General features: G+C 63.0%; 23 protein-coding genes. 5 read left to right on the plus strand and 18 right to left on the minus strand.

The genetic code is table 11. The features are described 5' to 3' along the window. Positions 1-19: 19 nt before the first annotated feature. Positions 20-685, minus strand: a complete 666-nt coding sequence (locus PP4_RS26290) for a fumarylacetoacetate hydrolase family protein (RefSeq protein ID WP_016502113.1) — start codon at positions 683-685, stop codon at positions 20-22. A 25-nt stretch (positions 686-710) separates the two neighbouring features. Next, the gene (locus tag PP4_RS26295) at positions 711-2,108 is read right to left on the minus strand and encodes an FAD-binding oxidoreductase (protein ID WP_016502114.1); all 1,398 of its coding nucleotides are present in this window, start codon (positions 2,106-2,108) and stop codon (positions 711-713) included. Positions 2,109-2,279: 171 nt separating this feature from the next. Here PP4_RS26295 and serA point away from each other — a divergent pair, with 171 nt between their 5' ends. Beyond that, the gene (gene serA / locus PP4_RS26300) at positions 2,280-3,509 is read left to right on the plus strand and encodes a phosphoglycerate dehydrogenase (RefSeq protein WP_016502115.1); all 1,230 of its coding nucleotides are present in this window, start codon (positions 2,280-2,282) and stop codon (positions 3,507-3,509) included. A gap of 47 nt (positions 3,510-3,556) precedes the next feature. Here the strand turns inward: serA and PP4_RS26305 are convergent, their stop codons facing one another. Further along, positions 3,557-4,033: a DUF4399 domain-containing protein gene (locus PP4_RS26305; protein WP_016502116.1), complete on the minus strand. Its 477-nt coding sequence runs from the start codon at positions 4,031-4,033 to the stop codon at positions 3,557-3,559. A 223-nt stretch (positions 4,034-4,256) separates the two neighbouring features. Here PP4_RS26305 and PP4_RS26310 point away from each other — a divergent pair, with 223 nt between their 5' ends. After that, complete coding sequence (locus PP4_RS26310; RefSeq protein WP_016502117.1) at positions 4,257-4,745, plus strand: transporter substrate-binding domain-containing protein; 489 nt, start codon at positions 4,257-4,259, stop codon at positions 4,743-4,745. Positions 4,746-4,850: 105 nt separating this feature from the next. Here PP4_RS26310 and PP4_RS26315 read toward each other — a convergent pair whose 3' ends face one another. Both PP4_RS26315 and PP4_RS26320 read right to left on the minus strand, forming a co-directional pair. Then, positions 4,851-5,342: a DUF523 domain-containing protein gene (locus PP4_RS26315; protein WP_016502118.1), complete on the minus strand. Its 492-nt coding sequence runs from the start codon at positions 5,340-5,342 to the stop codon at positions 4,851-4,853. Beyond that, the gene (locus tag PP4_RS26320; RefSeq protein ID WP_080642827.1) at positions 5,329-5,964 is read right to left on the minus strand and encodes a 2OG-Fe(II) oxygenase; all 636 of its coding nucleotides are present in this window, start codon (positions 5,962-5,964) and stop codon (positions 5,329-5,331) included. Before PP4_RS26320 ends, PP4_RS26315 begins: the two co-directional genes overlap by 14 nt. 110 nt (positions 5,965-6,074) lie before the next feature. Here PP4_RS26320 and PP4_RS26325 point away from each other — a divergent pair, with 110 nt between their 5' ends. Next, complete coding sequence (locus tag PP4_RS26325) at positions 6,075-6,827, plus strand: DUF2059 domain-containing protein (RefSeq protein ID WP_016502120.1); 753 nt, start codon at positions 6,075-6,077, stop codon at positions 6,825-6,827. Here PP4_RS26325 and PP4_RS26330 read toward each other — a convergent pair whose 3' ends face one another. Beyond that, positions 6,828-7,754, minus strand: coding sequence for a phospholipase BipL (locus PP4_RS26330; RefSeq protein ID WP_016502121.1), 927 nt, complete (start codon positions 7,752-7,754; stop codon positions 6,828-6,830). 217 nt (positions 7,755-7,971) lie between these two features. Between PP4_RS26330 and PP4_RS26335 the strand changes: the two genes are divergently transcribed. Then, positions 7,972-8,541 (plus strand): DUF6436 domain-containing protein, encoded by a 570-nt coding sequence (locus tag PP4_RS26335; RefSeq protein WP_016502122.1) that lies wholly within the window; start codon positions 7,972-7,974, stop codon positions 8,539-8,541. Here the strand turns inward: PP4_RS26335 and PP4_RS26340 are convergent. After that, on the minus strand, positions 8,520-9,086 hold the full coding sequence (locus PP4_RS26340) for a sugar O-acetyltransferase (RefSeq protein WP_016502123.1): 567 nt from the start codon (positions 9,084-9,086) through the stop codon (positions 8,520-8,522). The genes PP4_RS26335 and PP4_RS26340 overlap by 22 nt on opposite strands. An 86-nt stretch (positions 9,087-9,172) precedes the next feature. Between PP4_RS26340 and PP4_RS26345 the strand changes: the two genes are divergently transcribed. Further along, the gene (locus PP4_RS26345) at positions 9,173-11,536 is read left to right on the plus strand and encodes a penicillin acylase family protein (RefSeq protein WP_016502124.1); all 2,364 of its coding nucleotides are present in this window, start codon (positions 9,173-9,175) and stop codon (positions 11,534-11,536) included. A gap of 119 nt (positions 11,537-11,655) precedes the next feature. On the opposite strand, the gene PP4_RS26350 is transcribed toward PP4_RS26345, so the two are convergent. The 11 genes from PP4_RS26350 to PP4_RS26400 form a co-directional block, all read right to left on the minus strand. Further along, positions 11,656-12,528 carry a transporter substrate-binding domain-containing protein gene (locus tag PP4_RS26350; RefSeq protein ID WP_016502125.1) on the minus strand — a complete coding sequence of 291 codons (873 nt, stop codon included), beginning with the start codon at positions 12,526-12,528 and terminating at the stop codon, positions 11,656-11,658. After that, complete coding sequence (locus tag PP4_RS26355; RefSeq protein ID WP_016502126.1) at positions 12,525-13,298, minus strand: amino acid ABC transporter ATP-binding protein; 774 nt, start codon at positions 13,296-13,298, stop codon at positions 12,525-12,527. The genes PP4_RS26350 and PP4_RS26355 overlap by 4 nt, the downstream gene beginning before the upstream one ends. After that, positions 13,295-13,954: an amino acid ABC transporter permease gene (locus PP4_RS26360; RefSeq protein ID WP_016502127.1), complete on the minus strand. Its 660-nt coding sequence runs from the start codon at positions 13,952-13,954 to the stop codon at positions 13,295-13,297. Before PP4_RS26360 ends, PP4_RS26355 begins: the two co-directional genes overlap by 4 nt. Then, positions 13,935-14,600 (minus strand): amino acid ABC transporter permease, encoded by a 666-nt coding sequence (locus PP4_RS26365; RefSeq protein WP_016502128.1) that lies wholly within the window; start codon positions 14,598-14,600, stop codon positions 13,935-13,937. Before PP4_RS26365 ends, PP4_RS26360 begins: the two co-directional genes overlap by 20 nt. Before the next feature lie 305 nt (positions 14,601-14,905). Next, the gene (locus tag PP4_RS26370) at positions 14,906-15,691 is read right to left on the minus strand and encodes a MetQ/NlpA family ABC transporter substrate-binding protein (RefSeq protein WP_016502129.1); all 786 of its coding nucleotides are present in this window, start codon (positions 15,689-15,691) and stop codon (positions 14,906-14,908) included. A gap of 175 nt (positions 15,692-15,866) precedes the next feature. Further along, entirely contained in the window at positions 15,867-16,697 is an 831-nt protein-coding gene (locus PP4_RS26375) for a sigma 54-interacting transcriptional regulator (protein ID WP_016502130.1), read from the minus strand. A 64-nt stretch (positions 16,698-16,761) separates the two neighbouring features. Beyond that, positions 16,762-17,343 carry an alpha/beta hydrolase gene (locus PP4_RS26380; RefSeq protein ID WP_016502131.1) on the minus strand — a complete coding sequence of 194 codons (582 nt, stop codon included), beginning with the start codon at positions 17,341-17,343 and terminating at the stop codon, positions 16,762-16,764. Positions 17,344-17,638: 295 nt separating this feature from the next. Further along, complete coding sequence (locus PP4_RS26385; protein WP_012274719.1) at positions 17,639-18,040, minus strand: ExbD/TolR family protein; 402 nt, start codon at positions 18,038-18,040, stop codon at positions 17,639-17,641. A 1-nt stretch (position 18,041) separates the two neighbouring features. Continuing rightward, a complete protein-coding gene (locus PP4_RS26390; RefSeq protein ID WP_016502132.1) occupies positions 18,042-18,761 on the minus strand; it encodes a MotA/TolQ/ExbB proton channel family protein in 720 nt (239 codons plus the stop codon). Between the two features lie 30 nt (positions 18,762-18,791). After that, positions 18,792-19,592: an energy transducer TonB gene (locus PP4_RS26395; protein ID WP_016502133.1), complete on the minus strand. Its 801-nt coding sequence runs from the start codon at positions 19,590-19,592 to the stop codon at positions 18,792-18,794. Between the two features lie 346 nt (positions 19,593-19,938). Then, positions 19,939-20,928, minus strand: coding sequence for a sulfate/molybdate ABC transporter ATP-binding protein (locus PP4_RS26400; RefSeq protein WP_016502134.1), 990 nt, complete (start codon positions 20,926-20,928; stop codon positions 19,939-19,941). Positions 20,929-20,930: the final 2 nt, after the last annotated feature.

Below are 20,930 nucleotides of genomic sequence, written 5' to 3' on the forward strand. Positions count from 1 at the left end.
AGGGCGACGCGGTTTCGAGTTAAAGCACCCGGCTTTCGAAGCGGCTCACGCCCGGCAGCTCCAGCACCAGTTCGTCACCGACATTGAACGGCCCCACACCTGCCGGGGTGCCGGTGAGGATCACATCCCCCGCCTGCAGCGAGAACTGCGCCGCCATGTACTGGATCATCGGCACGATCGGGTTCAGCATCATCGCGCTGTTGCCGTCCTGGCGCACTTCGCCGTTGACGGTGAGGCGCACCGGGATGTCGGTCACGTCCTCGAAGCTGGCAGCGGAGACGAACGGCGGCAGCACGCAAGCGCCATCAAAACACTTGGCCAGTTCCCACGGCAGGCCCTTCTCTTTCAGCTTGGCCTGCACGTCGCGTAGGGTCAGGTCCAGCGCCGGGGCATAACCGGAAATGGCGTCCAGCACCTCTTCCTCGCTCGGATGGGTCGACAGCGGCTTGCCCAGCAGCACGGCAATTTCGGCCTCGTAGTGCACCGCACCACGCTCGGCCGGGATCTTGAAGCCGCCCTCGGCAGGCACCACGCAGCTGCCCGGCTTGATGAACAGCAGCGGCTCGGTGGGGATCGGGTTGTCCAGTTCCTTGGCATGCTCGGCATAGTTACGGCCAATACACACCACCTTGCCCAGCGGGAAGTGAATGCGCGTGCCGTCTACGTACTGGTGCTGGTAACTCATGGCCGACTCCTCTGGATGCTGCTTTTTATTCAGGTGAAAAGATCTTACCCGGATTCATGATGCCGTTAGGGTCGAAGACGGCCTTTATTGCCTTCATGCAGGCGATTTCTTCCGGCGAGCGGCTGTAGCCTAAATAGTCGCGCTTGGTCATGCCCACACCGTGCTCGGCCGAGATCGAGCCGTTGTAGTGCTTGACGATATCGAACACCCACTTGTTGACCTTGGTGCACGAGGCAAAGAAGTCGTCCTTGCTCATGTGTTCGGGCTTGAGGATGTTCAGGTGCAGGTTGCCATCACCGATGTGGCCGTACCACACGACTTCGTAATCCGGGTAGTGCTCCGCGACGATGGCGTCGATATCACGCAGGAACGCGGGCACTTTCGACACGGTGACGGAAATGTCGTTCTTGTAGGGCGTCCAGTGCGAGATGGTTTCCGACAGGTACTCGCGCAGCTTCCACAGGTTTTTAAGCTGGGTGTCGCTCTGGCTCATCACCCCGTCCAGCACCCAGCCCTGCTCCACGCAATGCTCGAAGGTGGCCAACGCTTCGTTGGCGACTTCATCAGTGCTGGCTTCGAACTCCAGCAGTGCATAGAACGGGCAGTCAGTCGCGAACGGGGCGGGTACATCGCCGCGCGCGAGGATCTTGGCCAGGCCCTTGTCGGAGAAGAACTCGAAGGCTGTAAGGTCCAGCTTGCCCTGGAAGGCGTGCAGCACCGGCATGATCGAGTCGAAGTCCGGTGTGCCAAGCACCATGGCAGTGAGGTTGCGCGGGGCGCGGTCCAGGCGCATGGTGGCCTCGACCACGAAGCCCAGCGTGCCTTCGGCGCCAATGAACAGCTGGCGCAGGTCATAGCCGGTGGCGTTCTTGATCAGGTCTTTGTTCAGTTCCAGCAACTCGCCCTTGCCGGTGACCACTTTCAGCCCGGCCACCCAGTTGCGGGTCATGCCGTAGCGAATCACCTTGATGCCGCCCGCGTTGGTGCCGATGTTGCCGCCAATCTGGCTGGAGCCGCTGGAAGCGAAGTCCACCGGGTAGTACAGGCCCTGCTCTTCGGCGTAGGTTTGCAGCTGCCGGGTGATTACCCCGGGCTGGCAGACCACGGTGCGGTCGAAGGCATTGAAGCCGAGAATCTGGTTCATGTAGTCGAAGGAAACGACAACCTCGCCATTGGCCGCCACGGCGCCGGCAGAAAGCCCGGTGCGCCCACCCGATGGCACCAGGGCCACCTTGTGCGCATTGGCCCAGCGCACAATGGCCTGCACCTGTTCTACTGTCTTGGGGAAGACGATGGCGCTGGGCGCCGGGGGGTAATGCTTGGTCCAGTCCTTGCCATACGCTTCGAGGGAAGCCGCGTCGGTCAGGACCTTGCCAGGGTCGACAAGGGTCATCAGTTCTTCAATAACAGCGGGGTGGGTCATCGCTGGAACTCTCGACTTATTCATAGTCACCCTGAGCACTCTTCACCTGTCGGGATAAGCTCAGATTGTGTCGCGTATGCTAGCATAGCCCTCCCGCTGTTCATGCTAAGGCTGCCCTCGCGCCTGGCATCACCCCTCGCCATTTTTTCTCCGGGATACAGGTTTACGCAGATGAGCAAGACTTCTCTCGACAAGAGCAAGATCCGGTTCCTTCTTCTTGAAGGTGTGCACCAGAACGCGGTCGATACCCTCAAGTCCGCCGGCTACACCAACATCGAATACCTCACTGGTTCGTTGCCGGAAGCCGAGCTGAAGGAAAAGATCGCCGATGCCCACTTCATCGGCATCCGTTCGCGCACCCAGCTCACCGAAGAGATCTTCGACTGCGCCAAGAAACTGGTAGCCGTTGGCTGCTTCTGCATCGGCACCAACCAGGTCGACCTGGAAGCTGCCCGCGAGCGCGGTATCGCCGTGTTCAACGCACCTTACTCCAACACCCGTTCGGTAGCCGAGCTGGTGCTGGCCGAGGCCATCCTGCTGCTACGCGGCATCCCTGAGAAGAACGCCTCCTGCCACCGTGGCGGCTGGATCAAGAGCGCGGCCAACTCGTTCGAAATCCGCGGTAAAAAACTGGGCATCGTCGGCTATGGCTCGATCGGCACCCAGCTGTCGGTCCTGGCCGAGAACCTGGGCATGCAGGTGTACTTCTACGACCCGCTGACCAAGCTGCCACTGGGCAACGCCGTGCAGGTCACCAGCCTGAACGAGCTGCTGGGCCTGGCCGACATCGTCTCGCTGCACGTGCCTGAGCTGCCATCCACCCAGTGGATGATCGGCGAGAAGGAAATCCGCGCGATGAAGAAGGGCGCGATCCTGATCAACGCCGCCCGTGGCACCGTGGTCGAGCTGGACCACCTGGCCGCCGCCATCAAGGACAAGCACCTGATCGGCGCCGCCATCGACGTGTTCCCGGTCGAGCCACGCTCCAACGACGAAGAGTTCGAGAGCCCGCTGCGCGGCCTGGACAACGTGATCCTGACCCCGCACATCGGTGGTTCTACTGCCGAAGCCCAGGCCAACATCGGCCTGGAAGTGGCCGAGAAGCTGGTCAAGTACAGCGACAACGGTACCTCGGTGTCCTCGGTCAACTTCCCGGAAGTAGCCCTGCCGGCCCACCCAGGCAAGCACCGCCTGCTGCACATCCACGAAAACATCCCAGGCGTGCTCAGCGAGATCAACAAAGTCTTCGCCGAGAACGGCATCAACATCTCCGGTCAGTTCCTGCAGACCAACGAGAAGGTCGGTTACGTGGTGATCGACGTCGACGCCGAGTACTCGGACCTGGCGCAAGAGAAGCTGCAACAGGTCAAGGGCACCATCCGTTCCCGCGTCCTGTTCTAAGTTTGCTTGCTGCATGAAAAAGGGAGGCCCTGGTGGCCTCCCTTTTTTTATTTCACTTCGACAGTGATCTGCTTCGACTCTACGCTTGGCTTGAACGGCACGTGATACTGGTCACCCAGGATCAGTTGCAGGGTGTGCTTGCCCGGCGTCAGGGTGATGCTGGTTTCGGTCTGCGCCTTGCCGAAGTGCAGCACCTGCGGGCCCGCCGGCAGTGCGGTGCCAGCTTCTGGCATCAGGCTGGTCGGCAGCGGCATGTCGGCCACGGGTTCTTTGTCCACATCCACCAGCAGGTGGTGGTGGCCGGTGTGCGGGGTCTGGTCACCCGCTGGCTTGAGTGCCATACCCTCGATGCCGAACTTGACGGTGAAGGTCTTGTCGACCGTTGCGCCATCGGCGGGGGAAACGATGAAGACCTTGGCATCCTTGGGCGGCTCCTGGCTCTTCAGGGCGTCCGCAGCAACGGCGAAAACCGACGCTCCCATCAGCAGACCGGCAACGGCAGCGCGCGAAAATAGGCTGTTCATTCACTTCTCCTGTGATTCACTTATTGACCGCCGCCCTTCATCCGGCGGCGACGGTAGTTCACCTTAGTTGAAATAATCGCCAAGGTGTTCACATTGTCTGACAGAAATATTTCGGTCAGGGTTAAACAATGCCGAGGCTTAAAGGTCATAGGCTGCGCTCGATCACGGCGAGGAAGAAAGCCGTGGCGAAAGTTATTCATCTGCTAAAAGAAAAGGGGCAATCATGCGTTCAACCATAGGGGTACTGCTGGCAGTACTGATCAGTCCATTGGCCCAGGCGGAGCTGATCGACGAAATCGCCGACCGGGGCGAACTGCGCATTGCCGTACAGGCCGACAATTCGCCGTACGCGTTCAAACAAGACGACCACCTGACGGGTTTCGACATCGAATTTGGCCAGGACCTGGCCAGGGAACTGGACTTGCGCGCCGAGTTCGTCGAAGCCCCGGCTGCCGAAGTATTGAGCGGCGTCGAGAGTGGCAAGTACGACGTCGCACTCACCCCATCGAGTGAGGCGCCCAAGGGCGACGGCCCGCTCGATGTGAGCCTGCCGTTTGGCGAGAAGAAGCTGGTGATCCCGTTCCAGAAGGACAACCCGGCGTTCGAAAGTGCGGTGAACAATGCGCTGCAACGCTTGAAAGACAGTGGCCGCACGGCCGAGCTTGAGCAGAAGTGGTTCAAGGGTGTGCAGGAGACTGCAGCCGGGCAGTAAGATTTGTATTGCCTGTATCGGCCTCTTCGCAGCACAAGGCTGCTCCTGCAAGGGTACGCGATCCCTGTAGGAGCAGCCTTGTGCTGCGAAGAGGTCGGTACAGGTTTACCCCAAAGCCCGCTGCGCCTGTTCCAGCTCCAGCTCGCTGAACACCTGCACCCCAGCCCGCCGCAACAGCGCCGTGGTCACCCCTTCCCCCGCCACCTTCACCCCACTGAACGTGCCGTCGTAGGTCAGCCGGTTACCACACGAGGGGCTGCCAGACTTCAGTACCGCCACACGGATGCCATGCCGACGCACCAGCTCCAGCGCCAGCTGCGCCCCGGCCAGAAATTCGGCACTGACATCTTCGCCCGTCACCGTCAGCACCTGTGCAGTGCCATCAAGCACCTCGCCGCCCTGCCCGCCCGGTATCTCCGCTGGCGGGCGCGGGGTGGGCAAGCCACCGGCCACCTCGGGGCACAACGGCACCACGCGCCCTTCGGCCTGCCATTGCTGCAACAGGTCCGGGTGCCCGCTGGCCCGGCCGTCATAGCGCACCGGCTGCCCCAGCAGGCAGGCGCTGACCAGCACCTTGGGCAAATCAGAACGGGTCATTGCCACGTCGCCTGAACCAACCCGTCAACGACAACCGTTCACGGCCGGCCGGCAGCACTTCGTGGGGCACTTCACCCGACAGAAACACCACCAGGCAACCCGCCACAGGCTCGACGTCGAGCGCCACGTCGTCTGCCAGGAACATGCGCAACTGGCCACCGTCCTGCGGCTGCCAGCCTTCATTCAGGTACAGCACGGCCGAGACCATGCGCCGGTCATCGTCGCGAAAGCGGTCCAGGTGCCGGCGATAAAACGCCCCCGGTGGGTACAGAGCAAAATGGCATTCGAAGTCTTCCAGGCCCAGGAACAGGCCCTGGTTGATGGCCAGGCGCAGTTGGTCCATGGCCGACAGATACTGGTCGCAGGCCTCGGCCTGCCCCGGATCGATCCACTGGATCTGGTCGCCGCGAATGGCTTCGCGCACCTCCTGGGTACCACCGCGCCCAACTCCCGCAGGGTTGAGCTCGCCTTCGGCATCACGCCGCCGGCATTCGGCCGCCAGCGCGCGCACCAGTTCGCCAGGCAGAAAGAGTGCCTGCCGGGACCAGCCATGGGTGGCCAGATCGTCGACGACGGCCGCAAGCATCGGGTGTTCAGGGGAGATGTGCATGGCGCGCATCATATCCATTAGCCATGCCGGCGCACAGCGCCACTTGGCCGAGAAACACGCGGATAACTCGACAAACCGGCGCCGGGCCAAGGACAATAGCCACCTGCCGACAGGAGTCCTGAATGCGCCGTCTGTTTTCCCTGATTCTGCTGATGATCTGCACCATGCCTGTCTGGGCAGACAACCTGGATCAACTGTACAAGGCCGCCGGCTGGCCCGACCAGCGCGCCCACTTCAACGATGCCCTGAGCGCCGCCCAGGAACGCTACCGCAACAGTTTGCCACCCGCCGTGTACCAGGCGCTGGTCAACAACAGCAACCAGCGCTTCCAGGCCCAGGCGGTGGACCGTCGTGCCCAGGCAAAGCTGCGCGCCACCCTGGCCAACCCGGCCCCGGCCCTGGCGTTCTTCCAGTCACCGCTGGGGCGCAAGGTGGTGGCGGCGGAACTCAAGGCCACCCGCAAGGATGAGCTGGCCAAGAACGCCAAGGGGCTGCCGAAGATCCAGGCCAGCGACGACCGCCTGCTGGTCATTGGCCACCTGGCCCAGGCCCTGCCGGCGCGTGAAGCCGGTGCCGAAGTGAGCCTGGCCATCGCCGGCGTGGCAGCCGATAGCCTCAGTTCGATGATCCCCGGCCTGTTCGGCGGCGGCCAGGCCCAGGGCCTGCTCGACGGCCAGCGCCAGCGGTTGATGGGGCAGATTGGCGAAGACCTCAACAACACGCTGCTGTACGTCTACCGCGATCTGTCCGACGCCGAGCTGGAAGAATTTGCCACCTTCGCCGAGTCCCCCGACGGCAAGGCTTACTACCAGGCGGCCCTGGCCGCAGTCCGCGCGGGCCTGGCGGTTGGCCAGAGCACCAACGACCTGAAGTGATCAGCCCAGGCGCTGGTCGATGAAGTCGAAGTAGCGCTGGCGAATGCCCGGCAGCTCGTTGGCCAGGTGGTGACGGGCTTCGGGCAGCATCAGGATCTGCGGCTCGGCAAACTTGGCCTTGAGCACTTCAAGGTTGTAGGGCCAATCCACCGTGCCATCGGCCTCCCCCTGCACGATCAACGGCCGCCGCGAACTGCGCGGCGCGGCCTCGATGTACTTGACCCAGGCGATCAGTGCGCCCACCCAGGCAGTTGGCAGGCGACGGGGTTGCAGCGGGTCGGCCTCCAGAAACGGCAGGAAGGCCGGGTCGTTGGTGTTCTCGCTGAAGCGCCGTTCGATGCCGTTGACGAAATGCCGCAGCACTCGGTAGCTGAACTTCGACCAACGCCAGGAACACGGCCGCACCAGCGGTGCCAACAGGATGACCTGGCCATCGATGGGGCTGCGCGCGCCTTGGTGCAGCAAGTGATCCACCGCGATGGCGCCGCCCGTACTCTGCCCGCACAAGTGCCACGGGCTCGGCAGTTGCAGCGTGCGCACCTGTTCGAACAGCGCCTCCAGCACCTGCTGGTACACTGCGAAATCGCTGATGCTGGCCCGCTCGCCGCTGGACAGGCCGTGGCCGGGCAGGTCGCAGCTGATTACGGCGAAACCCTGCTTGAGTGCCCACTCGACCACATGCCGGTAGAGGCCCATGTGGTCGTAGTAGCCGTGCAGCAGGAACAGCGTCGCGGTTGGCTGGTCAGGCAACCAGGCCTGCCCGACCAGGTCGAAGCCCGCCGCCTGGAAACCGCCCAGCCAGCTGTGTACCGACAGGTTCAGGCCATAGAAGCGCTGGTAGTCCTGTGCCTCGACCGACAACGGCTGGCAAGCAGTAAACGGCAAAAGGCTGAGGCGCAGGTGGTCGGGGTGAAAAGCAGCGGGCATCGAGCACATCCACATTGATGCAATGTATTGATCTGGAATCTTCAGCTCTGGCCGGCGCCATGGCAAGCTTGGGCTATGTGTCACCTGAACTGGCCCTATCGCCGGCAAGCCAGCTCCCACAGGTTATCCTCGGGCCTGAGGTCAGCGGATAACCTGTGGGAGCTGGCTTGCCGGCGATAGGGCCAGCGAACCCACCACAAGATATCCGCAGACATCCATGCAGACGCGACTCGTCAAACCAATCTTGATTGCCCTTGCCCTGCCACTCTGCACCGCTCTGGCCTGGCAGGCCTACACCACCTTTCAGGCCCGCTACCTGCGCCCGTTCGACAACCAGACCACGCTGTTCGACGGCAGCCAGCTGCAACTGCCTGCCGAGCTGGCCGGCCCCGGCCCGGTCCGGGTGGTGCATTTCTGGGACCCGGCGTGCCCGTGCAATGTCGGCAACCAGCAACACCTGGGCGACCTGGTAAACCAGTTCGCAGGCCACGGCGTTACCTTCCACGTGCTGCAAAAGCCCGGCAGCCAGGGCCAACTACCCGCCAACCTCGCCGCCCTCAAGCCCATCGCCAACCTGCCGGGCAGCGAACACCTGCCGGCCTCCCCGGCCGTGGCCATCTGGGACCGGCAAGGCCGCCTGGCCTACTTTGGCCCGTACAGCGAAGGCGCAGTGTGCAATGCCAGCAACAGCTTCATCGAGCCAATCCTCAAGGCCTTGCTCGACAGTCGCCAGGTCAGCGCCTCCAATACCCTGGCAGTGGGCTGCTACTGCCCTTGGGCGGGCTGACGCACCCGCGCCGGGTTACCCACTACCGTCGCACCCGCCGGCACATCCCGCGTCACCACACTGCCGGCGCCCACCACGGCGTTGTCGCCAATGGTCACCCCCGGCAGGATGATCGCAGCACCGCCGATCCACACGTTGTTGCCAATAGTCACCGGCCGCCCACTCTCCAGCCCGCTGCGTCGCACCTCGGGGTCGAGCGGATGGTCGGCGGTGTAGATCTGCACATTGGGCCCAATCTGGCAATCGTCGCCGATATGCACCTGCACCACGTCAAGGATCACGCAGTTGAAGTTCATGAAGGTATTGCGACCGACGCTGATGTTGTAGCCGTAGTCGCAATAGAACGGCGGGCGGATCACCGCGCCTTCGCCAACTTCATTGAAGTGTTCGGCCAACAGCCCGTGACGCGCATCGTTGAGCAGTTCGACGCTGCTGTTGTAACGGTGCATCCAGTGCTTGTTGGCGATCTGCTCGGCCTGTAGCTCGGGGCAGCCAGCGTGGTAGAGCTGGCCGGCGAGCATTTTCTGTTTTTCGCTGAGGGACATGGAAACTCCTTCCTGGGGCTATGCTCTGTTCGCGAATCCGCCGATGATCGGACCACATTTTCCGCTTGAACGCACAAGGAGTCTGCATGAAGCGCAGCCTGACCCTGTTGGCCGTGGTTGTGGCCGTGGCCGCTGGCGCCGGTTACTGGTACGTGCAGGGCAAACTGCCACAACGCGAGGGCGAGGTGGCCATGGCCGGCCTGCAGGCGCAGGTCACTGTGCGCTACGACGGCCGCGGCGTGCCGCACCTGCAGGCGCAGAGCGAACCAGACCTGTATCGCGCCCTGGGCTATGTGCATGCCCAGGACCGGCTGTTCCAGATGGAGATCCTGCGCCGGCTGGCCCGTGGTGAACTGGCCGAGGTGCTGGGCGACAAGCTACTGCCCACCGACACCCTGTTCCGCAGCCTGCGCATTCGCGATCAGGCCGCACTGATGGCCAAGCGTCAGGACCCGCAATCCCCTGCCTGGCAGGCCCTGCAAGCCTACCTCGACGGGGTCAACAGCTGGCAGGCCAGCCATCCCAAGCCCATGGAGTTCGACCTGCTCGGCATCACCCCGCGCCCGTTCACCGCCGAAGACACCCTGAGTATCGCCGGTTACCTGGCCTACAGCTTCGCGGCCGCGTTTCGCACCGAGCCCGCGCTTACCTACATCCGCGACCAGCTAGGGCCTGAATACCTGAACATCTTCGACCTCGGCTGGCAGCCCGAAGGCGCCTTGGGCACGCCACTGGCGGCTGCCGACTGGCAAAGCCTGGAGGCCCTTGCCCGGCTCAGCCATGAAGCACTGGGCGACGCCGGTATCCCGCAGTTCGAAGGCAGTAACGCCTGGGCGGTGGCCGGCAGCCATACCCGCAGCGGCAAGCCGCTGCTGGCCGGCGACCCGCATATCGGCTTCGCGGTGCCGGCGGTGTGGTACGAGGCCGAACTGTCGGCGCCCGGTTTCAACCTGTATGGTTACTTCCAGGCGCTCAACCCGTTCGCCTTGCTGGGCCATAACCGCGACTTCGGCTGGAGCCTGACCATGTTCCAGAACGACGACGTCGACCTGATCGCCGAGCGCACCAACCCTGCCGACGCCAACCAGGTCATGGTCGACGGCAAATGGCAGGCGCTGGAAAAGACCGAACAGCAGATTGCGGTGAAAGGCGAAGCGCCGGTCACTCTCAGCCTGCGCCGCTCGCCCCATGGCCCGATCGTCAACGACGTGTTGGGCGCCACGGCCGGGCCCACGCCAATCGCCATGTGGTGGGCATTTCTGGAAACCGAAAACCCGATCCTCGAAGGGTTCTACCAGCTCAACCGTGCCGATACGCTGGGCAAGATGCGCGAAGCCGCTGCCAAAGTTCACGCGCCGGGGCTGAACTTTGTCTGGGCCAATGCCCGTGGCGATATCGGCTGGTGGGCGGCGGCAAAGCTGCCAATCCGCCCAGACGGCGTCGACCCGGCGTTCATCCTCGACGGTGCCAGCGCGCAGGCCGACAAGCTCGGCTTCTACCCCTTCAACGCCAACCCACAACAGGAAAACCCGGCGCGCGGCTACATCGTCTCTGCCAACTACCAACCGCCGGCAGCGGTGCCGATACCGGGTTACTACAACCTGCCCGACCGTGGCCGCCAGCTCGACCGCCAGCTGGCCAACCCTGAGGTGAAATGGGACACGCACAACAGCCAGTCGCTGCAGCTGGACACCGCCAGCGACCATGGCCCGCGCACCCTTGCACCACTGCTGGCAACGCTGCGCGCGGTGGCCGAAGGTGACGAAGAGAAGGAACTGGTCGAGCAGCTGGCTGCCTGGCGCGGCGACTACCCGCTGGACTCGACCAGCGCCACCCTGTTCAACCAGTTCCTCTACGAACTGGCATTTGCTGCCCTGCATGACGAACTGGGTGACACGTGGTTCCCGGTACTGATCAGCACCCGCGCCATCGATGCAGCCTTGCCGCGCCTGGCGGCGGATGCCGATTCACCCTGGTGGAACACCCGCGGAGGCAACCTGCGCACAGACCGTACCGCAGTCGTGCGCACGGCTTGGCAGAGCAGTTTGAAGCACCTGCGTGACACCCTGGGCAGTGACCCCGCCAGCTGGCAATGGGGCAAGGCGCATACCCTGACCCACAACCACCCGCTGGGGGTGAAAAAGCCGCTGAACCTGCTGTTCAACGTCGGGCCGTTCGCCGCACCCGGTACCCACGAAGTGCCGAACAACCTCTCGGCGAAGATCGGCCCGGCGCCGTGGCCGGTCACCTATGGGCCGTCGACCCGGCGGCTGATCGACTTTGCCGATGCCGGGCAGGCACTGACCATCAACCCGGTCGGCCAGAGTGGCGTGCCGTTCGACAAGTATTATGCGGACCAGGCCGAGGGGTATGTGCAGGGGGAGTATCAGCGGGCGCAGATGGGGGTGATTCCGGCGCAAAGTACCCTGAGGCTGGTACCGGGTGGGTGATCGATGGGGCTGCTTTGCAGCCCATTCGCAGCACAAGGCTGCTCCTGCACAAGACCGCGCAATCCTGTAGGAGCAGCCTTGTGCTGCGAATGGGCCGCAAAGCGGCCCCAATCACACGGTCAGCCCTGCCACTTGCCGCCTTCGACGATCACGCTTTCCGGCTTGGTGTCATCGCTCAGTTCCTTGCGCACATACTGGTCATACAGCTTCAGCAGAAACTTTTCTTCCCCCAGCTTGGCCAGCTCGGCATTCACCCAGTCACGCAGCTCGGTGTTGCCCTTCTTCACCGCTGGCGCAATCGGTGCTTCGTCACCCAGCAGCTGCGGCAGCACGCGGTAGCCCGGGTTCTGCTTGGCCCAGCTGAACAGGATCAGGTTGTCCTGGGCATAGGCATCGCCACGGCCGGTGGCCAGGGCCTGCAGCGACTCGCTGTTCTTCTCGAACTTGAGCAGTTTCCAGTCAGGGTGATTTTTGGTCAGCCAGATATCTGCCGTGGTGCCGGTGGTGACGATGATGGTCTTGTCGGCCAGGTCGTCGAGCTTCTGTACCGAGCTGCCATCAGCCACGATGGCCTGCACGGCAACGCGCAGGTTGGGGTTGGTGAAGTCCACCGCTTCCTTGCGCTCCGGGGTCACGGTCATGTTGGCGAGGATCAGGTCGACCTTGTCGCTCTGCAGGAACGGAATGCGGCTGGCCGGTTCCACGGCAACGAACTCGACCTTGCTTTCATCACCCAGCAGGTCCTTGGCCAGGCGCCGGCCAATGTCGGTGTCAAAGCCCACATAGCGGCCTTTTTCATCGACGAAGCCGAACGGCGGCTTATCGGTGAACACCCCGACAATCAGCTTGTCGCGGGCCTTGATGGTTTCCAGGTAGCTGGTGGCTGGCGATGCCGCTGCCGGCTTGGGCGGTTCTTCGGCCTTGTTGCAGCCGGCCAGCAGGGCCAGGCCAAACAACGGCCCCAGCAGTTTGGTGAGGTTGGCAGTTTTCATGACAGTTCCTTGTGCAGTGTCTTTGGCAGGCTTTCTACGAAGGAGAATTTCTCCAGGAACTGCTGCGCGCGTGCGGTCTGCGGTCGGGTGAAGAAGCTCTCGGGGTCGCCCTGTTCAAGGATCCTGCCGGCCTCCATGAACACGATGCGGTCGGCCACCGCGCGAGCGAAGGCCATTTCGTGGGTAACGATGAGCAAGGTCATGCCGTCGCGGGCAAGGCCCTGGATCACCTGCAGCACCTCCTTGACCATTTCCGGGTCGAGTGCGGCGGTAACCTCGTCGAACAGCATCACCTCGGGTTTCATGCACAGCGAGCGCACGATGGCGATGCGCTGTTGCTGGCCGCCGGACAATTGCCGGGGGAAGGCGTCGCGTTTGTCCAGCAGGCCGACCCGCGCCAGCAGCGCCTCGGCCTGGGCCTGCGCTTCGGCTCGTTCGCGTTTTTGCACCTTGAGCGGGCCGAGCAGCAGGTTGTCGATCACGCTCATGTGGCCGAACAGGTGGTAGCTCTGGAACACCATGCCAACCCGCTGGCGAACGTCGCGCCAGTCGGTGCGCGGGTCAAGCAGCTCTTGCCCGGCCAGGCGCAGGTGGCCGCCATGGGCCTGCTCCAGGCCGTTGAGGCAGCGCAGCAGCGTGCTTTTGCCGCAACCGCTGGGGCCGAGGATGACCACCACTTCGCCGGCCGCCACCTTGAGGTCGACGTCCTTGAGCACCTGTTGCTCGCCAAAAAACTTGTTGAAACCCTGGAATTCGATCAATGCGCTCATGAGTGTGCCCAACGGCGTTCCAGCACGCGTGAAGCGGCGGACAGCGGATAACAGACGATGAAGAAGAACAGGAACAAGGCGCCATAGATCAGCACAGATTCGTAGGTGCGTTCGATGATCTGCTGGCCGGCCTTGATCACCTCGACCACGCCGATCAGCACCGCCAGCGAGCTGGTCTTGATGATCCGCGTGTAGATGTTGATAGTCGGTGGGGTCATGCGCTTGAGCGCCTGCGGCAGCAGCACGTAGCCATATAGCTGCCAGCCGGCCAGGCCGATCGACAACCCGGCCTCGCGCTGGCCCCGCGGCAACGAAGCCAGTGCACCGCGCACCACCTCGCCTACCTCGCTGGCGCCCCACAGGGCCAGTACCAGCACGGCGCACCAGAAGCTGGGAATGCTCAGGGCAAAGAAGATCGGCAGGCCGAAGAACACCAGGTACAGCCAGACCAGCACCGGGATGGCGCGGAACAGCTCCAGGTACACCTGCAAGGCGATGTTCAGGGCACGGTTGCCCAGGGTTGCCAGCACGCCGTACAGCACGCCACCCAGCGTTGCGAACAGAATACCCAGCGCCGAGATGGCCAAGGTCTGCGCGGCGCCGCCGGCGAGCTGCGGCAACACCTGCAGCAACAGGTCAAATCCCGAACTGGCCATGTTGCAGCCTCCTTTCCGCATAGCGCAGCAGCAACGACAGCGGCAGGAACAGCAGCACGCAGAGCAGGGTCAGCACGGTGAGCATTTCGTAGGTCTTGTAGTACAGCGCGATGTAGTTCTTGGTGGTGTAGAGGATTTCCGGCACGGCCACCGCCGACACCACAGTGGTTTCCTTGAGCAGGAAGATGAAATTGGCGAACAGTGCCGGCAGGCTGAGGATACCGGCCTGGGGCAGCACCACATGGCGCAGCAGTTGCCCCTCGGACAGGCCGATGGAACGCCCGGACTCAAGCTGGGCACGGGGCACGGCTTCGATGCCTGCCCGCAACACTTCGGTGAGGTAGGCACCGCCCATGAAGGTCATGGTGATGATCGCAGCGGAAAAACCGGAAATCTTCAGGCCCAGGCTCGGCAGTGCGAAGTAGACGAAGAACAGCTGGATCAGCAGCGGCGTGTTGCGGGCCAGCTCCACGTAGGCTTTGACCAGACGCCAAAGGTAGGGGGTGCGTAGTACCAGCAGGGTGGCATTGACCAGGGCAACCAGTAGCGAGGTGGCGATGGCGATCAGGCCTACCTGCAAGGTCACGCCCACGGCCTTGAGGAAGGCGGGTAGCGTGCTGAGGATGAATGCGGTGTCGAGGGTCATGGGTAAAGCAAGTCTGCGGGGTGCGCGGGGGCACGATTGCTAGACTGTAATGATCTAAAAAATTTTTAATAAATATCTTTATTGCATATGCATATCACCAAGCATTTTTCACCGGGGCATACATCCTGGGGCTGCTTTGCAGCCCAATCGCGACGCAAGGCCGCTCCCACAATGGCCCGCGTACGCCGAACCCATGTGGGAGCGGCCTTGCGTCGCGATTGGGCCGCAAAGCGGCCCCAGATACAGAAACAAAAACGCCGACACAGGGGTGTCGGCGTTGGGTTATGCAGGGTATCGAAAGCGAATCAGAACGCCGGCAGCACAGCGCCCTGATACTTCTTGGCGATGAATTCCTTCACCTCCGGGCTGGTCAGGGCCTTGGCCAGTTTCTGGATGGCTTCGCTGTCCTTGTTGTCCGGACGGGCAACCAGGAAGTTCACGTACGGCGAGTCGGCACCTTCGATCACCAGCGCATCCTTGGCCGGGTTCAGGCCGGCTTCCAGGGCGTAGTTGGTGTTGATCATGTCCAGGTCGACCTGGTCCAGCACACGCGGCAGCATGGCCGACTCAAGCTCGCGGAACTTCAGCTTTTTTGGGTTCTCGGCGATGTCCTTGGGGGTGGCCAGGGCATTCTTCGGGTCTTTCAGGGTGATCAGGCCAGCCTTCTGCAGCAGGATCAGGGCACGGCCGCTGTTGCTGCCTTCGTTAGGGATGGCAACGGTAGCGCCTTCCTTCAGCTCGGACAGGTTCTTGATCTTCTTCGAGTAACCACCGAAGGGTTCGACGTGTACGCCAATGACCGTTTCCAGGTGGGTGCCTTTACCTTCGTTGAAGCTCTTCAGGTATGGCAGGGTCTGGAAGTAGTTGGCGTCCAGACGCTTCTGGTCTACCTGCACGTTCGGCTGTACGTAGTCGGTAAAGACCTTGATCTGCAGGTCCACCCCCTCTTTGGCCAAGGTCGGTTTGATCAGCTCAAGGATTTCGGCGTGCGGTACCGGGGTAGCGGCAACCACCAGTTTCTCGGCAGCGGCGGCCAGGCCGGAGAACGACAGGGCAGCGGCCAGGGCGGTGGTCAGCAGGGTCTTCTTCATGGTGGTCCTTGTTCTGAATCTGGGCCATCGGCGATGGCGAATCGGTTGCCCAACCGGTTCACCAGCGGGCGTGAAACGGACAATACCTAGATTTTTTATTCCGTAACAATATCTTTTATTTAGCTGCTTATTCCAAAAAAAAACTGCCACCAGCCACTTTGCTTATGAGCGATGTCTAGCGTGCGGTGTTGGGCAAGTCGAGGTCCTCTGGCTGGATCTCTTCGCTGTCATTCACCAGCAAGGCAAAGTGAATGACGTTCTCCAGTTCGCGGGTATTGCCAGGCCAGAAATGCGCCTCCAGTACCTGCTGCGCCGCCTCGCTTACCAACGGCACAGGCCGCTGCAGGCGTACGCTGTAGATGCCCACGAAGTACTCGGCCAGCGGCAGGATATCGCCCGGCCGCTCGCGCAGTGGCGGCAGTTCCAGCGCGCCCTCGCGCAGGTACTGGTACAGGCGCTCGTTGAAGCGCCCCGCACGTACCACCCGTGCCAGATCGATGCTGGTGGCGGCGACCAGGCGCACATCCACCGGCTGTGGCTGCTGCGCGCCCACCCGGGTGACCTCGCGGTTTTCCAGGGCCGCCAGCAGCTTGCCCTGGATGGCCAGCGGCAAGTCGGCAATTTCGTCCAGGTACAGCGTGCCGCCGTTGGCCGAACCGAACCAGCCAGCGCGGCTGCTGGCCGTACCGCCATGGCTGCCGGCGCTGTAGCCGAACAGCTCGGCATCGGCGTAAGTGGGGCTGATGGCCGCGCAGTTGACCGACACGAACAGCCCTCCACGGTCGCTGGCACGGTGGATCTGCCGGGCCAGCAACTCCTTGCCGGTGCCGGTTTCGCCACGGATCAGCACAGGCAACGGTTGCGGCGCCAAGCGCTCGAGGTCTTCGCGCAACTGCTGGGAACGCGGGTCGATGAACACCAGGGCCTTGGCACGGATGCTCAGCGGGCTTTTGTCCAGCTCGGGGAAGGTCAGCAGTGGCTGGCCAAACGGGTTTTGAAACGTCATGACGAACTCCCGCCCCAGGCCTTCATTGGCCGGGCGTCAGGTAAACGGAAAACGCTAAGGCCTATCAGGCGCGACGCAGTGCGCGCTGCTCGACCCGGCTCTGCAAGCGATACAAGTAGGCGAAGCCTTGTTCCCAGCGCTCATGGCCGGACTTGACGTTGATGTGCCCGGCATTGCTCAGCAACCCCGCTTCGGCGCCCCACGCCTGGGCCAGGTGCAGGGCCCGCGGCACGCTTACGGCAGGGTCGTTGTCAGAGCTGACGACCTGGCTGGGGAATGGCAAGGCCTCGGTCGGGATCGGCGCGAAGTTGCGCAGGGCCGGCGCGCAGGTCGGCCGTTCGACGTCTGCCGGTGCCACCAGCAGTGCACCCCGCACCTGCCGCCGCAAGGCCGGACTGGCCTGCGCAGCCCAATGGGCGACAGTGACGCAGCCAAGGCTGTGGGCAATCAGGATCACCGGCGAGCGCTCGGCGGCAATCGCCTGCTCCAGCGCCTGCACCCAGTCCTGCCGTTGCGGGGTGAGCCAGTCGTGCTGCTCGACCCGCGCACTGTTGGGCAGGGTGCGCTGCCAGTGACTTTGCCAATGGTTGTCTGGCGATCCTTGCCAGCCCGGCACAATCAGGTAACGAATTGACTCATTGCGCATGGGGACGCCTCCAGTAAGTTTGCGTGCTTGGAGACAAGTATAGGGAGGGAGTTATATTCGTAAAGGAATAAGAAGCTATTTATTAATAACTATATGTAATTTCTGTCGATGGCCCTATCGCCGGCAAGCCAGCTCCCACAGGGACTGCACACAGCCTCAGGGCAGCACAATACCTGTGGGAGCTGGCTTGCCGGCGATAGGGCCCTCACAGGCAAAAAAAAGGGCCAACCCCTGCCAAGAGATATGGCCCCAACGCACTTGCGAGAGTCACTTGCCTGAAGAGGTTTTGCAGGTATCAGCGCGCGGTTATCACCGCCAGTTTGCTGATACCCGCACGTTCGATGGCTGCCATGGCCCGCGCCACTTCGCCGTAGTTCACGCCGTCATCGGCCTGCAGTTGCACGCGCACGTCCGCGTCCTTGTCCTTGGCAGCCTTGAGGTTGGTTTCCAGCAGGTCGGGCTGGATCTGGTCCTTGTTGATGAACAGCTTGCCTTCACCGTCGATGCTGACCACCAGCGGGTCCTTCTGCTCCACCGGGGCCACGGCCTCGGTCTTGGGCAGGTTGATAGGGATGGCGTTGGTCAGCAGCGGCGCGGTGACGATGAACACCACCAGCAGCACCAGCATGACGTCTACCAAAGGCGTGACGTTGATTTCACTGAGGACTTCGTCGCTGTCCTGGGTCGAAAAGGCCATATCAGGACGCCTCCTTCACGGGTTGGGTGAAACCAGGCTGGGCTTTTTGCACAGCAGGGTGCACCAGCACACGGAAGGCACTCTTCTGCGCCAGGCTGTAGAAGTCGTGGGCGAAGTCATCCAGGTCGGCAGCAGTCAGCTTGAGGCGACGCAGGAAGTAGTTGTACACCAGCACTGCCGGCACCGCGACGGCGATACCCACACCGGTAGCCACCAGTGCCGCACCGATGGGCCCAGCAACAGTTTCCAGGCTGGCGGAGCCGGCCGCACTGATGCCCTTGAGCGCTTCCATGATGCCCCACACGGTGCCGAACAGGCCGATGAAGGGCGAGGTGCTGCCGATACTGGCGACCACCGCCAGGCCGGTTTCCAGCGAGCGGCGCTCACGCACGATCTGCTGACGCAGGGCGCGCTCCAGGCGGTCCTGATGGTTGATGGCGTGGCTCAGGTCATTGGCCTGGGTATCACCAACGGCAATCGCGGCATAGCCGGACTGGGCAACGCGGGCCGCCGGGCCGGGCAGCTCATGGCTGAGTTCGGCAGCCGAGTCCAGGCTGGAGGCAGCCCAGAACTGCTGGTGGAAGCGCTTGTCCTGGTTTTTCAGCCGCACGAACTGCGCGACCTTGACCAGGGCCAGGCCCCAGGTGACGACAGAGAAACCGACCAGCAGCCAGATGACTGCGCTTTCAACGGATTCGAGGGGGGATGCCAGCAGGCTCATGATGGTGTCTTCCTGTGTTCTGCGAAATAGTTAGCGAAGCTTGAAATCGATCGGCACGCTGACCCAGCCGGTCTGGGCCACATCGCCCTGCTTGGCGGGCACGAAGCTCCAGCGCTTGACCGCGGCCAGCGCGGCAGTGTCGAGGGCGTCACGGCCACTGCTTTTCTGTATCTGGATCTGCCCGGGCTTGCCGCTTGGCAGCACCTCTACGCGCAACAGCACGGTGCCTTCCCAACCACGGCGCTGGGCCATTTGCGGGTATTCCGGTGCCGGGTTCTTCAGGTACGCGGCGTTGGCCGATGCCGGGGTTATCGGGGCCGGCGCGGGTGGCGCTGGCGCAGGCGGTGCGGGGGCGGCCACCGGCGCTGGCGGTGGTGCCTCCACCGGTTTGGGCTGTGGCTTGGGCGCTTGCTTGACCACAGGCTTGGGCACGGGCTTTGGCTTGGGTTTGGGCTTGGCGGCCAGTTCGTCGACTACCGGTGGTGGCGGGGGCGGCTCGACCACAGGCGGCGCGGGCGCTGGCGGCGGTGGTTCGACCACGGGCGGCGCTGGCGCTGCGAACTCGATGGTCATGGGCGGCACCTGTGGCGGCACCACTGGCAGCTCGGGCGTTGGCGCCTGGCTGACCCAGTACGCTGCAGCGCCATGCAGCACCAGCACCAGCAGGCCCAACACCAGCTTGTCGCGGCGCTTGAGCCCGCTGACGGGCGTGCGTTGCAGGCGCAGCTGGCCAAGCGGGAGGCGAAGCGTGCGTCCAAGCTCGACCAGGTCACCCGGGGCCGGGCGCCATGGCTGGTCGTAGGCCCTGACGGCCGACTGGACATTACCCATTGATCAAACTCCTGGGGTCTCGATTCAGGTGTGTGGCTGAATCATCGGGGCCAGAGGCTTATCTCTTAAAGTAATGTTTAAAATTATGGTTAGAACTGGATTGAATATTGTTTTCTAGGGGGAGCGTGAAACCCGCGAATTGCGCGGCCTGCGGCTTTCAGGGATAAGTGCGATGCATTGTCGGCATGCAAAATATTCGCGCAAGGCATGAGAATGCCGCGAGGGCTGCGCCCTTGATCGCCGGCAAGCCAGCTCCCACATTTGGCCGCGGCACACAGCCCCGGCAATCTGTCAGGCGAAAAAAAGCCCGGAACCAAGCCCGGGCTTTTTCATCTTCAAGGGCGGCTCAGATATCCGCCACCTTCTGCCAAACCTTCGGCCGGAAGAACAACGTCTCGCCCCGCGCCAGCCCGGTCAGGCTGTCATGGTCCTTGACCACCTCGGCCTCGATCAACTCGCTCTGCCCTTCCACCTTCAAGGTCACCCGCGTGGTAGCGCCCAGCGGCCGGATATCCCGCACCTCGGCAGCATGGTGCCCTTCTGTCTCATGCCGCGACAGCGACACCTCGTGCGGGCGGAACAGCACATGGTGCCCTTCGCTCACCGCCAGGCGGTTGGAATCGCCCAGGAAGTGGTAGACGAAATCGTTGGCGGGCTTTTCGTACACCTCGCCCGGCGAGCCGATCTGCTCGATCACGCCCTTGTTCATGACCACGATGCGGTCAGCAACTTCCATGGCCTCTTCCTGGTCGTGGGTGACGAACACCGACGTCAGGTTGATGTCTTCGTGCAGCCGCGCCAGCCAACGGCGCAGCTCCTTGCGCACCTTGGCGTCCAGCGCACCGAACGGCTCGTCCAGCAGCAGCACCTTGGGCTCCACGGCCAGGGCGCGGGCCAGGGCGATACGCTGGCGCTGGCCGCCAGACAGCTGCTCCGGGTAGCGGTCGGACAACCAGTCCAGCTGCACCATGTTCAGCAGCTCGTGCACTTTCTCGGCAATCTTGCTCTCGCTCGGGCGCTCGCCCTTGGGCTTCATGCGCAGGCCGAAGGCGACGTTGTCGAACACGCTCATGTGGCGGAAGAGCGCGTAGTGCTGGAACACGAACCCGACGTTGCGGTCACGCACGTCGTGGCCGGACACATCCTCGCCATGGAACACGATGTTGCCCTGGTCCGGGGTTTCCAGGCCGGCGATGATGCGCAGCAGGGTGGTCTTGCCACAGCCGGACGGGCCCAGCAGCGCCACCAGCTCGCCGCTGTTGATGTCCAGGTTGATGTTGTTCAGGGCCTGGAAGCTGTTGAAGCGCTTGCTGACATTACGAACTTCGATCGACATGA

The organism is Pseudomonas putida NBRC 14164 (genome assembly GCF_000412675.1).
Taxonomy (GTDB): domain Bacteria; phylum Pseudomonadota; class Gammaproteobacteria; order Pseudomonadales; family Pseudomonadaceae; genus Aquipseudomonas; species Aquipseudomonas putida.